This is a genomic window from Mycobacterium sp. NGS24 (assembly GCF_059813065.1).
In genome coordinates this window covers 301802-321567 of record NZ_JCALDW010000002.1, presented here as the reverse complement: position 1 = coordinate 321567, position 19766 = coordinate 301802, and the positions used below count along the sequence as shown (strand labels likewise).

The 19766-nt window shown below is 67.9% G+C and carries 11 protein-coding genes and 1 riboswitch; of the genes, 7 read left to right on the top strand and 4 right to left on the bottom strand.

What is annotated here, in order from left to right; translation table 11 throughout:
* Positions 1-6: 6 nt before the first annotated feature.
* Together AC5Y6Y_RS04385 and pks2 are read right to left on the bottom strand one after the other, a co-directional pair.
* Positions 7-1449, bottom strand: a complete 1443-nt coding sequence (locus AC5Y6Y_RS04385; protein ID WP_473139675.1) for a condensation domain-containing protein — start codon at positions 1447-1449, stop codon at positions 7-9.
* A 66-nt stretch (positions 1450-1515) separates the two neighbouring features.
* Positions 1516-7698: a sulfolipid-1 biosynthesis phthioceranic/hydroxyphthioceranic acid synthase gene (pks2, locus tag AC5Y6Y_RS04380; RefSeq protein ID WP_473139634.1), complete on the bottom strand. Its 6183-nt coding sequence runs from the start codon at positions 7696-7698 to the stop codon at positions 1516-1518.
* 173 nt (positions 7699-7871) lie between these two features.
* Here pks2 and AC5Y6Y_RS04375 point away from each other — a divergent pair, with 173 nt between their 5' ends.
* The 4 genes from AC5Y6Y_RS04375 to ileS all read left to right on the top strand — a co-directional run bounded on the left by AC5Y6Y_RS04375 (position 7872) and on the right by ileS (position 14008).
* Positions 7872-8456: a carboxymuconolactone decarboxylase family protein gene (locus AC5Y6Y_RS04375; protein WP_463825142.1), complete on the top strand. Its 585-nt coding sequence runs from the start codon at positions 7872-7874 to the stop codon at positions 8454-8456.
* A 24-nt stretch (positions 8457-8480) separates the two neighbouring features.
* The gene (locus AC5Y6Y_RS04370) at positions 8481-9599 is read left to right on the top strand and encodes an NAD(P)H-dependent flavin oxidoreductase (RefSeq protein WP_473139635.1); all 1119 of its coding nucleotides are present in this window, start codon (positions 8481-8483) and stop codon (positions 9597-9599) included.
* Between the two features lie 332 nt (positions 9600-9931).
* Positions 9932-10101: riboswitch (M-box (ykoK) riboswitch) on the top strand.
* Between the two features lie 259 nt (positions 10102-10360).
* Positions 10361-10582, top strand: a complete 222-nt coding sequence (locus tag AC5Y6Y_RS04365; protein ID WP_473139636.1) for an Rv1535 family protein — start codon at positions 10361-10363, stop codon at positions 10580-10582.
* Positions 10583-10888: 306 nt separating this feature from the next.
* Entirely contained in the window at positions 10889-14008 is a 3120-nt protein-coding gene (gene ileS / locus AC5Y6Y_RS04360; protein WP_473139637.1) for an isoleucine--tRNA ligase, read from the top strand.
* Between the two features lie 25 nt (positions 14009-14033).
* Here ileS and AC5Y6Y_RS04355 read toward each other — a convergent pair whose 3' ends face one another.
* A complete protein-coding gene (locus AC5Y6Y_RS04355; protein WP_473139638.1) occupies positions 14034-15686 on the bottom strand; it encodes a PE domain-containing protein in 1653 nt (550 codons plus the stop codon).
* 180 nt (positions 15687-15866) lie between these two features.
* Here AC5Y6Y_RS04355 and AC5Y6Y_RS04350 point away from each other — a divergent pair, with 180 nt between their 5' ends.
* Positions 15867-17267 (top strand): DNA polymerase IV, encoded by a 1401-nt coding sequence (locus AC5Y6Y_RS04350; RefSeq protein ID WP_473139639.1) that lies wholly within the window; start codon positions 15867-15869, stop codon positions 17265-17267.
* On the opposite strand, the gene AC5Y6Y_RS04345 is transcribed toward AC5Y6Y_RS04350, so the two are convergent.
* Positions 17232-18173, bottom strand: coding sequence for an asparaginase domain-containing protein (locus AC5Y6Y_RS04345; protein WP_473139640.1), 942 nt, complete (start codon positions 18171-18173; stop codon positions 17232-17234). The genes AC5Y6Y_RS04350 and AC5Y6Y_RS04345 overlap by 36 nt on opposite strands.
* A gap of 52 nt (positions 18174-18225) precedes the next feature.
* Between AC5Y6Y_RS04345 and lspA the strand changes: the two genes are divergently transcribed.
* Positions 18226-18840: a signal peptidase II gene (gene lspA, locus AC5Y6Y_RS04340; protein WP_463825150.1), complete on the top strand. Its 615-nt coding sequence runs from the start codon at positions 18226-18228 to the stop codon at positions 18838-18840.
* A 34-nt stretch (positions 18841-18874) separates the two neighbouring features.
* Complete coding sequence (locus tag AC5Y6Y_RS04335) at positions 18875-19759, top strand: RluA family pseudouridine synthase (protein WP_473139641.1); 885 nt, start codon at positions 18875-18877, stop codon at positions 19757-19759.
* Positions 19760-19766: the final 7 nt, after the last annotated feature.

The following is a 19766-nucleotide window of genomic DNA, read 5'->3' as shown; positions in this document are numbered from 1 at the left end:
CCCCCGTCAGGGCCGCTGCGACCGCAGCTGGACAGGGCTGCGGGGCACCGCGAATTCGCGGCCCTCGGCCACCCGCAGGTAGACCTGCTTCAGCGTCTGCAGATACCGATCGATGGACTCATAGGCCACCGGGTTGCTGGGAAATGACGCCGTCACGGTGGTTTCCTCATGAAACTTGTTGACCCACATGCATACTCGTGCCGCGATTCGACCGTCGCTGAACGCCTGGATGTTCATCCGGTCCAGTTGGGTAGCGATGACTGCGGACAGCGGCGGTACGCCGGCATCCAGGAACGACAGCATGGGAAAGCTGCCCTGCGCGGGCGGTCGGCGCAACCAGGGGGCGAGTTCCAGGACACGCTCGAACGGCACTCGGGCCAGGTGGGTGCCGGAGTCGAAAGCGGTCTGGGCGCTGCGGGCGGTCTCGCCGAAGGAGTCGCCGACGTGGACGGCGAACGGGACGTGGCCGATGAACCATCCGGTGGTCATGAACTCTGCGGCGGTGCTACGGGTGCCGACCGGGGTGACGGCGCAATACCTCTCCGAGCCGGTCAGCTCGTATTCGCAGAGTGCGGCGCACGCGAACACGCCGCCGCTGAACCGCGCGCCGGCCGCGGTGCATGCGGATTCGAACCGGGCGGTCTGCTGGGCGTCCAGCAGTCGCACCGAGAGCAACTCACCGCTGGTGAGCATCGTTGTGTCGCCGAGCGGTAGCGGGAAGCTCGGCAGCGTTCCGTCGTTGTCGTCGAAGAAGTCGATCCACTGCCGGATTTCGGGGGAGCGCAGGGACAGCCCCGCGGTGTAGGCGCTCTCGCGCACGCAGTAGTCGGTGTAGCTGCCGGCCGGCGGAAAGGCGATGGGACCGTCGCCGTCGATCAGTGCGTAATACATCTCCCTGATCTCCCAGAAGATGCCGCCGATGAACATCGGGTCCACGTGCAGATGGTCGACGCTGATGCAGACGGTGAAGTGGTCGTGGCGCTGGATGACCGCGAAGCGGAAGCAGTCCCACTGCAGCGGATTTGGTGTCGCCAGCACCTGGTCCTGCCACTGCGTCGCCGACATTTCGCCGTGTTGTTCAGGCGTGAGCTCGATGTCCGCGGGGTCGGCGATGGTGTGCCGGACGATGTGGTCTCGGGCGGTGAACTCAAACCAACTGTGGTAGGTGTCGTTTCGGCGTAGGTGGGCGTTGAGCACGTAGGTCATCGCGCGGATGTCGCACTGGCCGCCGATGTCGAAGGCGATCACCAGTAGCCGCGACATGTGCAGCCCGCGCTGCTGTTGTTCCCGGAAGCCGCGCAGATGTCGAGCCTGGATGTAACTGGGCGGGACGGCACTCGTCGGCGCCTGCCGTGCCGCTCTCACCGAAGCCGGCGCGGGACGCCACCACCAGACCGAACCCGGAGCCGGGGCCCAGTCGCGGACTGTCCCCAGACCCAGCTGACCCATCACCACCACCGCGCGCTCCTGTCAGTCCGGCGAATTCTCAGGGTATTTCGTATCCGCCGGGGACCCTCACATTGACACCGGAGCGTCCTGCACCGGGGCGAGTTTTCCGTACAGGCGATCGGCCAGGTCGCGCACCGTGGTGATATCGGTGGAGCGCAACCGTATTCCGGTGTCGGTCTCCAGTCGGGTACGCAGCTCGAGATTCCCCAGTGAATCCAGGCCGTAGTCCGATAACGGCCGGTCCGGATCGACACTGCGGCGCAGGATCTGGCCAAGCTGATCGGACACCAACCGTCTCAGCCGGCCCGCCCACTCATCGGCCGGTAACTCCAGCAGCGCGGTGCGGAACTCTGATCCGTCGTGTCGCCGCCCGGCAGCACTGAACATCTCGGCGAATCGGCTGCGTGCCGCGAGCGCGGAAAGCCACGCTGAACCGGTGGTGGGGGTGTAGCCGGAGTAGCAACGGGTATGGCCCAGCAGGGCTTGGAAGGCGTACGCGCCGTCGTCGGGGGCGATCATCGTGGTGCCCGTATCCGCCAGCGTTGCGCCACGGCCGATTTCGGCCCACGCGCCCCACGCGATCGCGGTGGCGGGCCGACCGTGCGCCCGCAGCCAGTGCGCGAAGCCGTCCAGCCAACTATTGGCCGCCGCATACGCGCCCTGCCCCGCAGAGCCCAGCAGCGCCGCCGCCGACGAGAATAGGCAGAACCAGTCCAGCGGGGCTGTCCTGCTCGCCTGGTAGAGGTTCCACGCACCGCGGACCTTGGGCGCCCAAACGCGTTCCAGCAGGTCGTCGGTGATGGTCGTCAACGTCGCATCCTCGACCACGGCGGCCGCATGCAACACACCGCGCAAGGGCAGGCCGGTGGCCGTTGCCGCGGCGACCAGGCGGGCCGCGGTGGCGGGGTGGGCGATATCGCCGCACACCGTCACCACGTCCGCGCCGGTAGATCGGATGAGTTCGATTGTCTCCAGCGTTCCTTGGGAGGGCAGCGTCCGTGAATTGAGCACGATGCGACCCGCGCCGGCCATCTGTTCGGCGAGAAACAAGCCGAGCCCACCGAGTCCGCCGGTGATCAGGTAGGCGCCGTCGCGCCGGAACACCGGTGCCTGTTCCGGCGGCACTCGGGCAGCGCATGTCGTTGCCCCGGGAACGTCAAGGATGAGTTTTCCGGTGTGCTCGGCGGCGCTCATCGTCCGAATCACGTTGCCGGCGTCGGTAAGTGGATAGTGGGAGCGCTGCGGCTGCTTCAGACCGTCCGCGACGAGCCGGTAGACGTCCGATAGCAGCTTCTGGATGCGCCACGGCTGGGTGGCGGTCATCAGAGCCAAGTCGACGGCGTGCAGCGACAGGTTGCGCCGGAGCGCGTAGAGCCCCAACCTCGTGTCGTCGTAGATATCGCGCTTGCCGATCTCGATGAACCGGCCGCCGAAGGCGAGCAGGTCTATGCCGGCGCGCTGCGCGGTACCTGTCAGCGAGTTGAGCACGACATCAACACCGTAGCCGTCGGTATCGGCTCGGATCTGCTCGGCGAAATCCGTGCTGCGCGAATCGTAGACATACTCAATCCCCATGCCGCACAGCAATTCCCGGCGTTGTGGGCTGCCGGCCGTAGCGAAGATCTGCGCTCCGGCAGCACGGGCGAGCGCCGCCGCGGCCTGGCCGACACCGCCGGTGGCGGAGTGGATAAGCACCTTATCGCCGGCGCGCACGCGAGCGAGTTCGTTCAGACCGTAGAACGCGGTGACATAGGCGGTGGTGACGGCAGCGGCCTGGCCGTCATCCAGGCAGGGCGGCAGTTTCGCGGCGAGCCGGGCATCGCAGGTGACGAAGGTTCCCCAACACCCACCCGGCGCCATACCGCCGACTCGATCACCGACCTCCAGGTTGGTCACTCCGGCTCCGACCGCACTCACCACGCCGACGAAGTCGAGACCTAATTCCGGCTGCTCGCCGTCGAAAGACGGATAACGTCCGAACGCCGCCAGCACGTCGGCGAAATTGACGCTGGACGCGCGGACCGCGACCTCGATCTGCCCGGCTCCCGGCGGTCTGCGGTCGTCTTTGACGCACTCGACGGTTTGCAGGTCGCCCGGGATGCGGACCCGCAACCGCATGCCGTCGTGCCGCGGGTCGATCACCGTCGTCATCCGCTCGTCCGGGCGCAGCGGCGCCGGGCACAATCGTGCCGTCAGCCATACGTTGTCCCGCCACGCGGTCTCGTCTTCGGTTGTGCCCGAAAGCAGTTGACAGGTAACCAGGTCCGCAGCGGTCTTGTCGTCGAGGTCGATCTGGGTGGGGTGTAGATAAGGGTGCTCGGCGCCGATCACCCGCAGCAACCCGCGCAGGCCGGCCTGAGCGAGGTTGACGGCGTCGCCGTCCAGAACCGGTAGGGCATTCCGGGACACCACATAGAGCCGGGGCGCAGCACCGCGGACCTCAGGGAGTTCGCGGGCGACGTGGACGAGCCGGCGGACGGGTTCGGTCTTCAGCGGGTCGGTGGTTTCAGGTCCGGCGATCACCACGACACTGCCAGTTTCGTCGGCGGCCAACTCACTGTGCAGTGGCGCGGGGTCGTCCGTCCATCGGCAGACGGTGCATCGCGCTCCGCGTTGTCGCAAGGTGTCGGCCAACTCGCTGGGCAGCGGGTCGTCGTCGGAAAAGCTTAGGAGCAAATAGGTTCCACCGGCGCCTGCGGGTTCGGGCAGTTTCTGTCGTTGCCAGTCGATGGCCAGCAGTCGCTGGTCGAGCAACCGGTCTCGGTCGGCGGCCGCCGAGTTTCCGGTGCCCATCAGGAGCCCGCGGACCACCAGCAGCACAACGCCGCGGTCATCCAGCACGTCGATGTCGGCCTCGACACCGGCGACGCAGGTCGTCACCGTGGTCAGGCAGTACCGCGGCATCGAAGACGAAGCGTAACCACGCAACCGGCGTACCCGCAGCGGCAGCAGCAGCCCGCCAGAATCCATGCCGTACACGGCGGGATGCGCTGCCACCGACTGAAAGCAGGCATCCAGCAAGGCGGGATGCATCGTGTATCCCGCTTGCCGCGTGCGGATCGGATGGGGCACGGCGATCTCACCCAGGACGGTGCCGACGACACCCGCGGCGACGTGTGTCACATCCAAACCGGTGAATGCCGTGCCGAACCGAATCCCTCGCTCGCCGAACCATTCTCGGAGTTTGGTGCCCTCGACCCGTTGTGGGTGGGCCGCGAGCAGCGCGTCGAGGTCGTGCGGTTGCGGTGAGTCGTCCTCGGTACGGTGCAGGGTCGCGGTGGCCCGGCGGGACTTGTCACCGCCCGACTCCGTTTCGACGACGAACGTGACAGCGCCGCCAGGTTCCACGGTCGCCGAAGCTCCGACGGGTGTCACGCCGTCCAGCAACAACATTTGCTCGAAGCGGATGTCACGGACCTCGGCCCGCCCACCCAGCACCGCGGTGGCCGCGGCCAAAGCCATCTCGCAATACGCCGCACCCGGCATGGCCGCCACGCCGTTGATTCGATGATCACCCAGCCACGGCAATGCGTCGGTGCCGAGTTCTGCCAGCCACGCGTGCCGTTCCGGTCTCTCCATCAGGCGCACGTGTGCACCCAGCAGGGGATGTGCGGCAACGGTGTTGGCGGCTGGTTTCGCGGCGGTGATGAGCAAACGCCGGTTGCTCCAGACCGGCAGCGGCGCGTCCACCAGACGCCCCTCGGGGCACAGCGTTGCGAAATCCACTGCGGCACCCGCGCCGTGCAGATCGGCCAGCAGGCCGCGTAACCCGTCGGGCATGGCCACTTCACGGCGCATCGCCGGGATCACAGCCACGGGCATGTCGAGACTCTGCGCGGTTTGCTCGACGGCTCGGGTCAACAGTGGGTGCGGTGAGAGCTCGCCGAATACCCGGTGCCCATCGGCGAGCGCAGCCTTGACCGCGGCGGAGAACCGCACGGTGTGGCGCAGGTTGTCCACCCAGTAGCGCCCGTCGCAGCTGGGGCGTTCGCGTGGGTCGAAGGAGGTCGCCGAGTAGTAGGGGAGCTGCGGTGGCTGCGGATTCAGCTCGGCCAGTGCCTCGGCCAGTTCGTCGAGGATAGGGGTGACCTGCGCAGTGTGCGAGGCCACGTCGACGGCGACCTCGCGGGCCAGGATGTCGCGCTGTTCCCACCCCGCGACCAGTCGACGCACCACGTCGGTAGCGCCGCCGATCACGGTGGACTGCGGTGCGGCCACCACGGCGATCACCACATCTGTGATGCCGCGGTGGGCAAGCTCGTCGCGGACCTGCGGCGCGGGCAACTCCACCGCTGCCATCGCGCCCGCACCCGCCAGCCGCATACACAGCCGCGAGCGGCGACAGATGACGCGGACACCGTCCTCGAGCGAAAGTGCCGCTGCGACAACGGCGGCCGACACTTCACCCAACGAATGCCCGATCACCGCACCCGGCCGGACACCGTAGGCCTGCATCGCCGCGGCCAGCGCGACCTGCATGGTGAACAGGGTCGGCTGCACCCGGTCGATGCCGGTCACCATGTCTTCAGTCATGGCCGCGGTCACCGAGAAACCCGCTTCGGCGGCGATCAGCGGTTCGGCGGCGGCCACCGTCGCCGCGAAAGCCGGTTCGGTAGCCAACAGGTCCGCGCCCATCGCCGCCCACTGCGAACCCTGCCCGGAGAACACCCACACCGGACCGCGGTCATCACGGCCCGCCGCAGGTCGCAGCGGGTCATCGCGACCGGCCACGGCACGCAGCCGCGCGACCAATTCGGCGTTGTCGGTGGCCGACAGCAGGGTGCGCACCGTGCGGTGCGCGCGCCGCCGCGCCAGCGTGTAGGCCAAGTCCGTGGCTGAGGGTTGCTGCGTCGCCACCCAATCCGCGGTCCGGCGCGCTGTCTGGCGCAGCGCGTCGGGTGAGCTGGCTGACAACGCGAAGATCCGCGAGCGTGACTCCTCCCGAGCAGGGACCGAAACCATAGGCGCTTGCTCGAGGATGGCGTGCGCATTAGTTCCCGACATGCCGTACGACGACACCGCGGCCCGCCGTGGCATACCGCCGGGCCACGGCGTAACCTGTTGTGGCACAAACAGTCCGGTGTCAATAGCAGCCAGGTCGTCGGGCAGTGCGGTGAAGTGCGCCAGCGGTGGCACCACTGCGTGCTGAAGAGACAGCACCGCTTTGAGGACCCCCACCACGCCGGCGGCCGCCTCGGTGTGCCCGAGGTTGCTCTTCGCCGAACCCAGCGCGCACCGATGCCCGTCAACCCCGTACACGGTTGCCAGACTGCGGTATTCGATCGGATCTCCGACCGGTGTGCCGGTGCCGTGCGCCTCGATCATCCCGACGGTGCCCGGGTCGACGCCGGCCGCCGACAACGCCGCGCGGTACGCCGCGACCTGCGCGTGCAACGACGGCATCGTGATCGTCTCAGTGCGGCCATCCTGATTCGTCGCGGTGCCGCGCACTACGGCCAGGACCCGGTCGCCGTCGCGCAGCGCGTCGGGCAGCCGTTTGAGCAGCACCACCGCACACGCTTCGGAACGGACGAACCCGTCGGCGCCGGCGTCGAACGGACGGCACCGTCCGGTGGCAGAGAGCATGCCCTGCCCGGAGGCGGAGGCGAACATCTGCGGTTCCAGCATCACCATGCACCCGCCGGCCAGGGCCAGGTTGCTCTCGTATTCATGCAGACTGCGGCACGCCATGTGCACCGCAACCAGACTCGACGAGCACGCGGTGTCCACCGTGATCGACGGCCCCCGCAGACCCAGGGCGTAGGACACCCGGCCCGAAGCCATGCTGAACGCGGTGCCGGTGAACCCGTACGCGTCGCCCAGGGCGCCGGCCGCGTCGGTAACGTGGGCGTAGTCGTCGTGACACATCCCGATGAAGACGCCGGTCAGCGAGTCTGCCAGCGACGTCGGGGGCAGCCCGGCGTGTTCGACAGCCTCCCACGAGGCTTGCATCAGCAGCCGGTGCTGCGGGTCGATCGCGGTGGCCTCGCGTTCACTGATGCCGAAGAACTCTGGGTCGAAACCGCCGACGTCGTCCAGGAAGCCACCCCAGCGCGAGACCGACCGGCCGGGCACCCCCGGCTCGGGGTCGTAATAGGCGTCGGCGTCCCAGCGGTCGGCGGGCACCTCGCCCACCAGGTCGTCGCCGCGCAGCAGCGCGTCCCAGAACTTGGCCGGGGAATCGATGCCGCGGGGGAGTCGGCAGGCCATGCCGATGACAGCCACCGGAGTGACCTGTCTGGGCTCCATCGTCGTGCCACCTCGCCGTCCTGCACCGGGCTTCGTGGCCATCTTCCGTGCGCAGGGACCTCGTCGTCGGGATCAACGCGCCGATGGTTTGATTCGCGCACCGCGTCACTTCGGGCGAGTAGTGTTCCAGCCGTGGTTGGCGCTGCTGTCCCCGCTGAATACGTGAAGTTCAGATGACCCGCGCCGACAAGCCCGCCCGCATCCCCCTGCTGCCCGTCGACGAAGCCAAAGCCGCCGCCGACGAGGCGGGCGTACCCGACTACATGGCCGAACTCAGCATCTTCCAGACGCTGCTGAACCATCCGCGGCTGGCGCGGGTATTCAACGACATGCTGGCCATGATGCTGTGGCACGGCGACCTGGACCGCCGACTGCGTGAGCTGGTGATCATGCGTATCGGCTGGCTCACCGGATGCGACTACGAGTGGACCCAGCACTGGCGGGTCGCCTCCCGCCTGGGAGTGTCGCCCGAGGATCTGCTCGGCGTCCGGGATTGGCAGGCCTACAACGGGTTCGGGCCCACCGAGCGGGCGGTGCTCGCCGCCACCGACGACATCGTGACCGACGGCGTGGTCAGCGAATCCAGCTGGGCGGCCTGCGAGGCCGAATTGAGCACCGACAGAACGGTTCTCATCGAACTCGTGACCGCCATCGGCGCATGGCGGATGGTTGCCTCCGTCCTGCGGAGCCTGCAGGTGCCCCTGGAAGAGGGCGTGGCCAGCTGGCCACCGGACGGCGTAGCGCCCTCGAACGGGTAGTGGTCGCGGCGTAGCGTCGGCGGCATGCGAACCAGGGTTGCCGAGATGCTCGGCGTCGAGTTTCCGATCTGCGCCTTCAGCCACTGCCGCGATGTGGTGGCCGCGGTGACCAATGCGGGCGGGTTCGGCGTCCTGGGCGCCACCGCGCACAGTCCCAGACGTCTGGACAGCGAACTCACCTGGATCGAGGAGCAGACCGGCGGCAAGCCCTACGGCGTCGATCTGTTGTTGCCGCCCAAGTACGTCGGCGCCGACACCGGTGGGATCAACTCCAGGCAGGCCCAAGACCTGCTGCCGGAGGAGCATCGCGCCTTCGTCGATGAGCTGCTGAACCGGTACGAGGTAGGTCAGGCCGCCGACGACGAACCGGTGCGTGGCGGTCTGAACATCTCGCCCAAGGGCTACGAGCCTCTGCTGGAGGTCGCGTTCGCCCACAACATCCGGTTGATCGCCAGCGCGCTCGGGCCGCCGCCGCGCGACCTTGTCGAGCGGGCGCACCGCCACGACGTGCTGGTCGCCGCGCTGGCTGGAACGACCGAACATGCGCGCCGGCACGCCGCGGCCGGGGTAGACCTGATCGTTGCCCAGGGCACCGAGGCCGGCGGACACACCGGTGACGTGGCCACCATGGTGCTGGTGCCCGAAGTGGTCGACGCGGTGGCGCCCACTCCGGTACTGGCCGCGGGTGGCATCGCCCGGGGCCGCCAGATCGCCGCGGCGCTGGCCTTGGGCGCCGAAGGCGTGTGGTGCGGATCGGTGTGGCTGACCACCGAGGAAGCTGAGACCGCGCCGGTGGTCAAGGACAAGTTCCTGGCCGCCACCTCCTCGGACACGGTGCGGTCGCGCTCGATGACCGGCAAGCCGGCGCGGATGCTGCGCACCGCCTGGACCGATGAATGGGAGCGGCCCGACACCCCCGCGCCGCTGGGAATGCCACTGCAGACCGCCCTGGTCACCGATTCGCAGGTGCGGATCAATCAGGCCGCGGCACATCCGGGCGCGAAGGCACGCGAGTTGGCGACCTACTTCGTCGGACAGGTGGTCGGTTCCCTGGACCGGGTGCGGCCCACCCGCGCGGTGGTGCTGGACATGGTCGAGGAGTACATCGACACCGTCGGGCGGCTGGAAAGCCTGGCCGACTGACCCCATCCTTGCCGCGAGCGTCCCTCGAATGCCGCTGATTGCGGGCGTTGAGCGCACATATGGGGTCGCTCGTGGCCTGACACGGGGCCGCTCACCCGCTCAGCGCGAGCGTCCCCGAAATGCCGCAAAGTGCGGCCTCTGACCGCACATCTGAGGGCGCTCGCGCCCAACAGGGACCCGCACTGTGACATTGAACACGTCGCAGTCGCCCCAGGTCAGGGTGCCTCAAGGCTGCGAGACAGCTGTGTGCCCGCATGGAGATGACATAAAGATCGCGAAACTGCGGGATGGCGCGTTGACCGGGCAGGGCCTGTGGTGCATTATCGGTCAGGCAAGCACCTCGTTAGGTGAGGCGGCTACACGAACATAGGCCACTGACCCCGAACGTCGAAAGACGCCCCGGGTCAGGACAGCTCTTCCCGGCTTAAGGGTTGAGCCCAGGTGGCTTCCGGTTTACCGGACACGTCGGGTAGTGCCAAAGCTCTGACGAGAGGGGTGCGGATATCCGACGATGGTCGGATTCTGTTCTCCTTCGTGCACCCAGACAACATGTGTGTCGTGGCTGAGAGGAGGTGAGGGACGCATGAGTTCCAGTGGCAGTCCGGGTCGAGATCCGGATGTTTCGTCCCTGACCGGTCTTCGGCGCGACGTGTGCGGCTGAGTCGCTCACTTCCTCCGACCGGAACCGTTGCGGGACGGGACTTACCAAGATTCCTTTGAGGTCCACCTGTCAACGTTTGGTCAACCGCTAGGAGGCGATCATGACCGCTGCACTGTACGACGAAGTCACCACCCTCACCGCCGCACCACGGCTGCACCTCGTGCGCGACGTACCCGCGCCCACGAAGCCGGCCCGCCGCATCGACGTCGCCGGCGCCGGCAACGACCCACTGGTCGACGGCGCCGCCCGCCTGCTCACCGTGCCGCTGCGGCACGTCTACGCCGCACTGTGGCGCATTGGTGTGCTCGAAGTCCAGGCGTGACGCATGGATATCGACCAACCGCGGACTCCGAGGGACTAGCCGACTGCAGGCGCGTCCTGCGGTGAGCCAGTCCCTCGGAGTCGTGCAGTTCCATTCGCCATTAGAATCCAATTGGCGTTGATCCGGCCATCACCGGGGAGCCTTCGGAAGAACAGCCGGTACGGCCCAGTAGAACCGAACGGGTGGGCCCGTCACAGCCCTCTTGAGCGGTCACGCGCCAGCGTGGCAAGCGGGGTGGTACCGCGGCGCTTGCGCACCAGCGCATCGTCGTCCCCGGCCAGAGGTGGCTAGAGGGAGACGACGTACGTGACCGATCGGGTTTATCCGAAACTCGCTGCCGGGGCGCCTGATTTTCCGGCCCTCGAACTCGAGGTGCTCGACTACTGGTTCCGCGACGACACCTTCCGTGCCAGCATCGCAAATCGGGACGGCGCAACCGAATACGTGTTCTACGACGGTCCGCCGTTCGCCAACGGTCTGCCGCACTACGGACACCTGCTGACCGGCTACGTCAAAGACATCGTGCCCCGCTACCGCACCATGCGCGGCGACAAGGTGGAGCGCCGATTCGGTTGGGACACCCACGGATTGCCCGCCGAGCTGGAGGTTGAGCGACAGCTGGGCATCACCGACAAGTCCCAGATCGACTCGATGGGGATCGCCGCGTTCAACGACGCCTGCCGCGCGTCGGTGCTGCGCTACACCGACGAGTGGCAGCAGTACGTCACCCGCCAGGCCCGCTGGGTCGACTTCGACAACGACTACAAGACACTGGACCTCAGCTACATGGAGTCGGTGATCTGGGCGTTCAAACAGCTGTGGGACAAAGGCCTGGCCTATGAAGGCTACCGGGTGCTGCCGTACTGCTGGCGCGACGAGACCCCGCTGTCCAACCACGAATTGCGGATGGACGACGACGTCTACCAGAGCCGGCAGGACCCGGCTCTGACGGTCGGGTTCCGCGTTCAGGGTGGCCCGCTGGACGGCACCTATCTGTTGATCTGGACGACGACGCCGTGGACGCTGCCTTCCAACCTCGCGGTCGCGGTGCACCCGGACGTGACATACGTGCATGTGCAGGCCGGCGAGCGACGCTACCTGCTGGCCGAGCCGCGGCTGTCCGCCTATGCGCGCGAACTGGGCGAGGAGCCCGAAGTGCTTGGGACACTGCGTGGCTCGGAGCTGCTCGGCACCCGCTATCTACCGCCGTTTGCCTATTTCCTGGACTCGCCCAACGCCTTTCAGGTCTTGCCGGCCGACTTCGTCACCACCGAGGACGGCACCGGTCTGGTGCACATGGCTCCGGCGTACGGCGAGGACGACATGGCGGTGGGGGATGCGGCCGGGATCAGGGCGGTCACCCCGGTCGACGCCAAAGGCCGATTCGATGCGACCGTGCCGGATTACCAGGGCCAGCACGTCTTTGCCGCCAACCCGCAGATCATCCGCGATCTGAAGAACCAGAGCGGGCCCGCTGCGGTGAATGGCGCGGTGCTGCTGCGGCACGAAACCTACGAGCACCCCTACCCGCACTGCTGGCGCTGCCGTAACCCGCTGATCTACCGCGCGGTGTCGTCGTGGTTCGTGCGGGTGACCCAGTTCCGGGACCGCATGGTCGAGCTGAATCAGCAGATCACCTGGTACCCCGAACACGTCAAGGACGGCCAGTTCGGCAAGTGGCTGCAGGGCGCGCGCGACTGGTCGATTTCCCGAAACCGGTACTGGGGCACCCCGATTCCGGTGTGGAAGTCCGATGACCCGGCCTATCCCCGCATCGACGTCTACGGCAGCCTGGATGAGCTGGAACGCGATTTCGGGGTGCGGCCGTCGAATCTGCACCGCCCTTTCATCGATGAGCTCACCCGACCCAATCCCGACGACCCGACCGGGCAATCGACGATGCGCCGCATCTCCGATGTGCTCGACGTGTGGTTCGACTCCGGTTCCATGCCGTATGCGCAGGTGCATTACCCGTTCGAGAACCAGGACTGGTTCGACGGTCACTATCCCGGTGACTTCATCGTGGAATACATCGGGCAGACCCGCGGCTGGTTCTACACGCTGCACGTGCTGGCCACCGCGCTGTTCGACCGGCCGTCGTTCAAAACCTGCGTGGCACACGGGATTGTGTTGGGCTCCGACGGCCAGAAGATGAGCAAATCGCTGCGCAACTATCCCGACGTGACCGAGGTGTTCGACCGGGACGGCTCCGACGCGATGCGGTGGTTCCTGATGGCTTCGCCGATCCTGCGGGGTGGCAACCTGATCGTCACTGAGCAGGGTATCCGCGACGGGGTGCGCCAGGTGCTGTTGCCGTTCTGGAACGCCTACAGCTTCTTGGCGCTGTACGCGCCGAAAGTCGGTGTCTGGCGCACTGATTCGGCGAATGTGCTGGACCGCTACATCCTCGCCAAGCTGGCGGTGCTGCGCGAGGACCTGACCGCGGCGCTGCATGTCTGCGACATCTCCGGCGCCTGCGAACAGTTGCGCCAGTTCACTGAGGCGTTGACGAATTGGTATGTGCGACGGTCGCGTTCGCGGTTCTGGGTCGAAGAGGCCGATGCGATCGACACGCTGCACACGGTGCTGGAGGTCACCGCGCGGTTGGCCGCGCCGCTGCTGCCGTTGATCTCCGAGATGATCTGGCGAGGCGTGACCGGCGGGCGCTCGGTGCACCTGACCGATTGGCCGCAGGCCGGTGAGCTGCGCGCGGATCCGGACCTGGTCGCGGCGATGGACCAGGTCCGGGAGGTGTGTTCGGCGGCGTCCTCGCTGCGCAAGGCCAAGAAGCTGCGGGTACGCCTGCCACTGCTGAAACTGACCGTGGCAGTGGAGCATCCGGAGACCCTGGCGCCGTTCACCGACCTGATCGGCGACGAGTTGAACGTCAAACAGGTCGAGCTCACCGACGCGATCGACACCTACGGACGGTTCGAGCTGACCGTCAACGCCCGGGTGGCCGGACCTCGTCTGGGCAAGGACGTGCAGGCTGCGATCAAGGCGGTCAAAGCGGGCCAGGGCGTGGTGAACCCGGACGGCACGCTGACGGCGGGTCCGGCGGTGCTGCAGCCTGAGGAGTACAGTTCGCGCCTCGTCGCGGCCGACCCGGAATTCACCGCGGCGCTGCCCGGCGGCGCCGGCCTGGTGGTGCTCGACGGGACCGTGACCCCGGAGTTGGAAGCCGAGGGTTGGGCCAAGGACCGCATCCGGGAACTACAGGAGTTGCGCAAGTCGACCGGGCTGGACGTGTCCGACCGGATCAGCGTGGTGATTGCGGTACCTGCCGAGCGCGAGGAGTGGGCCGCCACGCACCGGGACCTGATCGCGGGCGAGATCCTGGCTACCAGGTTCGAATTCGGTGAGCCCGCGGATGCGACGGAAATCGGCGACGGGGTGCGGGTGGCGATAACCCGCGCGACCGGATAGGTTCCGCGCCGGTGCGGGGGGCGTGTTAGCCGAGGAGGCCGAGCAGGCCGCCCCCGCCCGTCTGGCCGCCGGTCCCGAGCAGGTCACCGCCGCCGAGCAGGCCGCCGGTCCCGAGCAGGCCACCGCCGCCGAGCAGGCCACCGAGGTCTGGCAGGCCGCCGAGACCCGGTAGCAGGCCGCCGAGACCGGGCAGCAGGCCGCCCAGGTTTGGCAGGCCACCGAGACCCGGCAGCAGGCCTCCCAGCCCGCCGAGCAGCCCGCCCAAGTCCGGCAGGGCGACGTCGGGCAGCAGGCTGCGCACCCCGTCCAGTAGACCGCCCAGGTTCGGCAGGGAACCGATGCCCGGCAACACGACTTCCGGCAGGGGCACCAGCGGACCGCTGATATGCGGTGCGCCGATGGCTTCGGCCAGTTGTTGCGGTGCGTAGAGCAGCAGACCGGGCAGGATGCCGCCGGTCGGCGTCCCGCCGAGGGGCACCGACAGCAGCGGGGTCGGACTGCCCAGCGGATTCACCACAAGCGTCGTGACGTCGAGGGGGGTCAGGATTCCGCCGAGCGGAATCTGCGCGGTCAGCGGCACAGTCACGCCGCTAAGCGCACCGAGCCCGAGCGGCAGGGTGACCCCCGGTAGGCCGACACTCCACATCACCTGACCATTGAGGAAGCCGTCGGTGACGACCGCCGGGGCGGTGAGGACCGCAACTAACGCCCCGAAACCGTCGCCGCTCTGTATTGCACTGCCGAAGGCCGACGCGACGGAATACATCGCGTTGGCCGTGGTGATCGGTGAGCCGATGAAATCTATACCCAGCGCGATCGGGAACCCGAAGAACGCGGCGCCAAGCTCCAACTGGCTGAGGGCGATCGGTGATGTCAACGGGTTGATATTTGTTCCGACGGAATACGAGAAGTCGGTAAGCGTGCCCAGCACATTCACGAAGTTCTGCCCGATTCGTGCCGGTATCGACGCGATGGGTGCCAGGTCCGCCAATACCATATTCGCGGCCCCGCTGCTCAAGTGCTGCCCGGCATTGGCAAACGCGGTGGAGATTATCTGGCCGTAGCTGATCTGATTGGCGATGAATTGGCGCAAGAACGGGAACGGGTTGGCGGCCAAGCCGTTTCCGAGACTCTGCAGGTTGGCGATCGTGTTGGCGAACAGTCTCTCGTACGGTCCGGTGATCGCCGTCAGGCTCACCGGCGTCGGACCGGGCGCCGGCCCGAAAACGCCGGGCAGCAGCGCATTGAGCGACGGCAGACCAAGACCACCGAGTAACCCGCCCGGGTTGAACAGACCGAGTCCGCCCAGCAATCCGCCGGAGCCGCCCAGCAGCGCGGCGGGGTTGCCCAGCGCACCGGTCAGGCCATCCAGAATGGACGCTGCCGGCAACGCGGCGGCTGCGGCAGCTTCGGTACCCAGGTAGGCGCCGACACTCGCGTTGAGCACCCGGACGAACTCCGCGTGGAACGCGCGCGCCTGGGCGCTGACCGCCTGGTATTCCTCGCCGAATTCGGCGAAGAGCGCGGCGACCGCACCTGATACTTCATCGGTGGCCGCGGGCGCGATATTGGTCGTGAAGCCGGCCAGCGATTGGGAGACTTCGGATAGTGATCCGTTCACGCCTGCGAGATCTTGAGCGGCGGCTTGGACCCATTCCGGCACAACGACAAGTGACATAGCGATCTCCCTCGACCCGTGTCAACGTTAACCGGCATCCGCTGAGGGGGGATCACCATCGATAAAGCTAATTAAACATGCGTTTAATATTATATTTTAGGTTAACTAAAGACCTCCCGGCACCGCGGCCGCGCCGAGCCGTTCTGAGCGCTCGCGCTCAGCCCCATAGCATCGACAACCGTGGAGTCCCGATGGGTGCTGCACCTGGACATGGATGCGTTCTTCGCATCGGTGGAGCAGCTGACCCGGCCGACCCTCAAGGGCCGGCCGGTACTGGTCGGCGGGCTGGGCGGTCGGGGAGTGGTGGCCGGTGCCAGCTACGAGGCGCGGGTGTTCGGCGCGCGCTCGGCGATGCCGATGCATCAGGCTCGCCGGCAGGTCGGTGCGGCCGCGGTGGTGCTGCCGCCCCGCGGCGTGGTGTACGGCGTGGCCAGTCGCCGTGTCTTCGACGCGGTGCGCAGTCTGGTCCCCGTCGTCGAGCAACTGTCGTTCGACGAGGCGTTCGGCGAACCGGCCCAGCTGGCCGGTGCGTCGGCCGACGAGGTGCAGACGTTCTGTGCAACGGTGCGCCGACGGGTGCGTGAGGAGACCGGTCTGGTCGCCTCGGTGGGTGCTGGGTCAGGCAAGCAGATCGCCAAGATCGCTTCCGATCTGGCTAAACCCGACGGTGTCCGGGTGGTCCGCCGCTCCGAGCAGCAAGAGCTGCTGAGCGGATTACCGGTGCGGCGGCTGTGGGGGATCGGCCCGGTCTCCGAGGAGAAACTGCACCGCCTGGGCATCGAGAACATCGGGCAGCTCGCAGCGCTGGCTGACGCGGAGGTCGCCGACATCCTCGGTGCCACCGTGGGGCCCGCGCTGCACCGGTTAGCGCAGGGCATCGACGACCGTCCCGTCGCCGAGCGTGCCGAGGCCAAGCAGATCAGCGCCGAATCCACCTTCGCGGCCGACTTGACCACGCTGGACCAGCTGCGCGACGCGATCGAGCCGATCGCCGAGCACGCGCACCGTCGGCTGCTCAAAGACGGTCGCGGCGCCCGCACGGTCACGGTGAAGCTGAAGAAGTCGGACATGAGCACGCTGACCCGCTCGGCGACGCTGCCCTACGCGACGACCGAACCCGGTGCGCTGGTGTCGGTGGCCCGCCGGCTGCTGCTCGATCCGTTGCAGATCGGGCCCATTCGTCTGCTCGGTGTGGGCTTTTCCGGCCTCAGCGACGTGCGCCAGCAGTCGTTGTTTCCCGACCTGGACCTGCCGCCGGAACCGGCTGAAGCGCATCAGGATTTCGAGACCCTGCGTGCGGTGCTGCTGACCGGGCAGGACGGCGGGTCCTGGCGGATCGGTGATGACGTTGCGCACCGCGACTTCGGGCACGGCTGGGTGCAGGGCGCCGGCCACGGCGTCGTCACCGTGCGGTTCGAAACGCGCGGCACGGGACCGGGCCAGGCCAGAACTTTCCCCCTCGACACCGCCGACCTCGCGGCCGCCAACCCGGTCGACAGCCTGGACTGGCCCGACTACGTCGAGGCACTGCGCGAGCACGTTCGGTCAACCCCAGCGGTCGAGGATGTCGCCCACGGGTAGGCCGGCGGCCAGCGTCGCCATCAGCAGCACCCGGGCCTGCGGCGGTGCCAGCCGCGGCACCAGCACCGCGCCGGCCTGCACCAGATCGTGGCCGGGGCCGTAACCGGCGCTCACCCCGCCGTTGGGCACCCGGGTGGACACCGCGACCGTCACCCCGGCGCGGCACAGGCGCCGGACACCGTCGACGACCGCGCGTCCGGCGTTGCCGGATCCCAGCGCCTGCAGCACCACCGCGCGGGCACCCGCGGCGGCGAAGGCGTCCAGCGCCACCGCGTCGCTGCCCAGGTAGGCCGCCGCGATGTCGACGCGCGGCGCGTCAGCGGCCGCCAGCTCGCCGAGAAACGTCCGCTGCTTGGGGTGCGTCAAAACCAGATCGTTGTCCAACACGGTGCCGGCCAGCTGCCCGGCGAAACCGCTCAGATCCTGGGTGACCTCCTTGCGCAAACCCAGCGGCTGCAACACCCGGCCGGCGAAGCACACCAGCACCCCCAGGTCGCGAGCCACCGGGCTGGCCGCCACCGCGACGGCGTCGCGCAGATTGGCCGGGCCGTCGGCGTCCGGCGCGTCCGCGCTGCGCATCGCGCCGGTCAGTACCACTGGGACGGGGCCGGCGTGGGTCAGTTCGAGCCACAGCGCGCTTTCCTCCATGGTGTCGGTGCCATGGGCGACGACGATCCCGTCGGCTCCACTGGCGACCGCCCGATGCATGGCCGCGCGCATCAGATCCCAGTCCGGCGGAACGAGTTCGGAACTGTCGACCGCCAGCACGTCGACGACGTCGAGGTCGATATCGACGTCGAATCCCGACAACAGTTGCGCGCCCGAGCGGGCGGGCCGGCGCACCCCGTCGGCGCCGGTGCTCGTCGAAATCGTCCCTCCGGTGGTGATCACGGCGACGCGCCCCATCCCGGCATCATCCCGCACGCCCGCCCCGGCACTGCTGGGGGATGATGGTGAGGTGCCTGACGAACCAACCGGATCCGCAGATCCGCTGACTTCAGCCGGTGACGCCGAGGAACCGCGCGCACCCGGGGCTGCCGCGCCGCGGCGGTTGCGGCTGCTCGTCTCGGTTGCGGCTGTGGTGCTCGCGCTGGACGTGGTGACTAAGGTGTTGGCGGTCAAACTGCTGCCTCCCGGTCAGCCGGTGTCGATCATCGGTGACACGGTGACCTGGACGCTGGTGCGCAATTCCGGTGCCGCGTTCTCGATGGCGACCGGATACACCTGGGTGCTTACCTTGATCGCGACCGGTGTCGTGGTCGGCATCTTCTGGATGGGCCGGCGGCTGGTCTCGCCCTGGTGGGCGCTGGGGCTCGGGATGATCCTGGGCGGTGCGATGGGCAACCTGGTCGACCGCTTCTTCCGGGCGCCGGGCCCGCTGCGCGGACATGTGGTGGATTTCCTGTCGGTGGGCTGGTGGCCGGTGTTCAACGTCGCCGACCCGTCGGTGGTGGGTGGCGCCATCCTGCTGGTGGTGCTGTCCATCTTCGGCTTCGATTTCGACACCACAGGTCGACGGAAAGTCAACGGCGACAACGCTATTCCGCCGGAACCCGAGAACGCGGGTGACTGAGCGCACGTTGCCGGTCCCAGAAGGATTGGCGGGCATGCGCGTCGACGCCGGGCTGGCCCGGCTGCTGGGACTGTCGCGCAGTGCCGCGGCGGCCATCGCCGAAGACGGTGGTGTCGAACTCGACGGCGTACCAGCCGGGAAATCCGACCGACTCACTTCGGGTGCCTGGCTGCAGGTGCGGCTACCCGAACCGCCGAAACCGTTGGAAAACAGGCCCGTTGACATCGAGGGCTTGACAGTGCTGTATGCCGACGACGACATCGTGGCCGTCGACAAGCCCGCCGCGGTGGCCGCCCACGCCTCGGTCGGTTGGACCGGGCCCACCGTGCTGGGCGGCCTGGCCGCCGCGGGCTACCGCATCACCACCTCGGGGGTGCACGAGCGGCAGGGCATCGTGCACCGTCTGGACGTCGGCACGTCCGGGGTGATGGTGGTGGCGCGCTCCGAGCAGGCCTATACCGTGCTCAAGCGCGCGTTCAAACAGCGCACCGTCGACAAGCGGTATCACGCACTGGTGCAAGGACATCCGGACCCCTCCAGCGGCACCATCGATGCGCCGATCGGCCGGCACCACGGCCCGGAGTGGAAGTTCGCGGTCACCAGCACCGGCCGGCACAGCATCACCCACTACGACACCGTGGAAGCACACGTGGCCGCCAGCCTGCTCGACGTGCACCTGGAAACCGGCCGCACCCACCAGATCCGGGTGCACTTCGCCGCGCTGCACCACCCCTGTTGCGGTGACCTGGTTTACGGCGCCGATCCGAAACTCGCGAAAAAGCTTGGCCTGCAACGTCAATGGCTGCATGCGCGGTCGTTGGCTTTCGCGCATCCGGCCGATGGCCGGCGTGTCGAGATCGTCAGCCCCTATCCGCCCGACCTGGAACACGCGTTGAGCGTGTTACGCGCTGAGGGCTGACACGTCC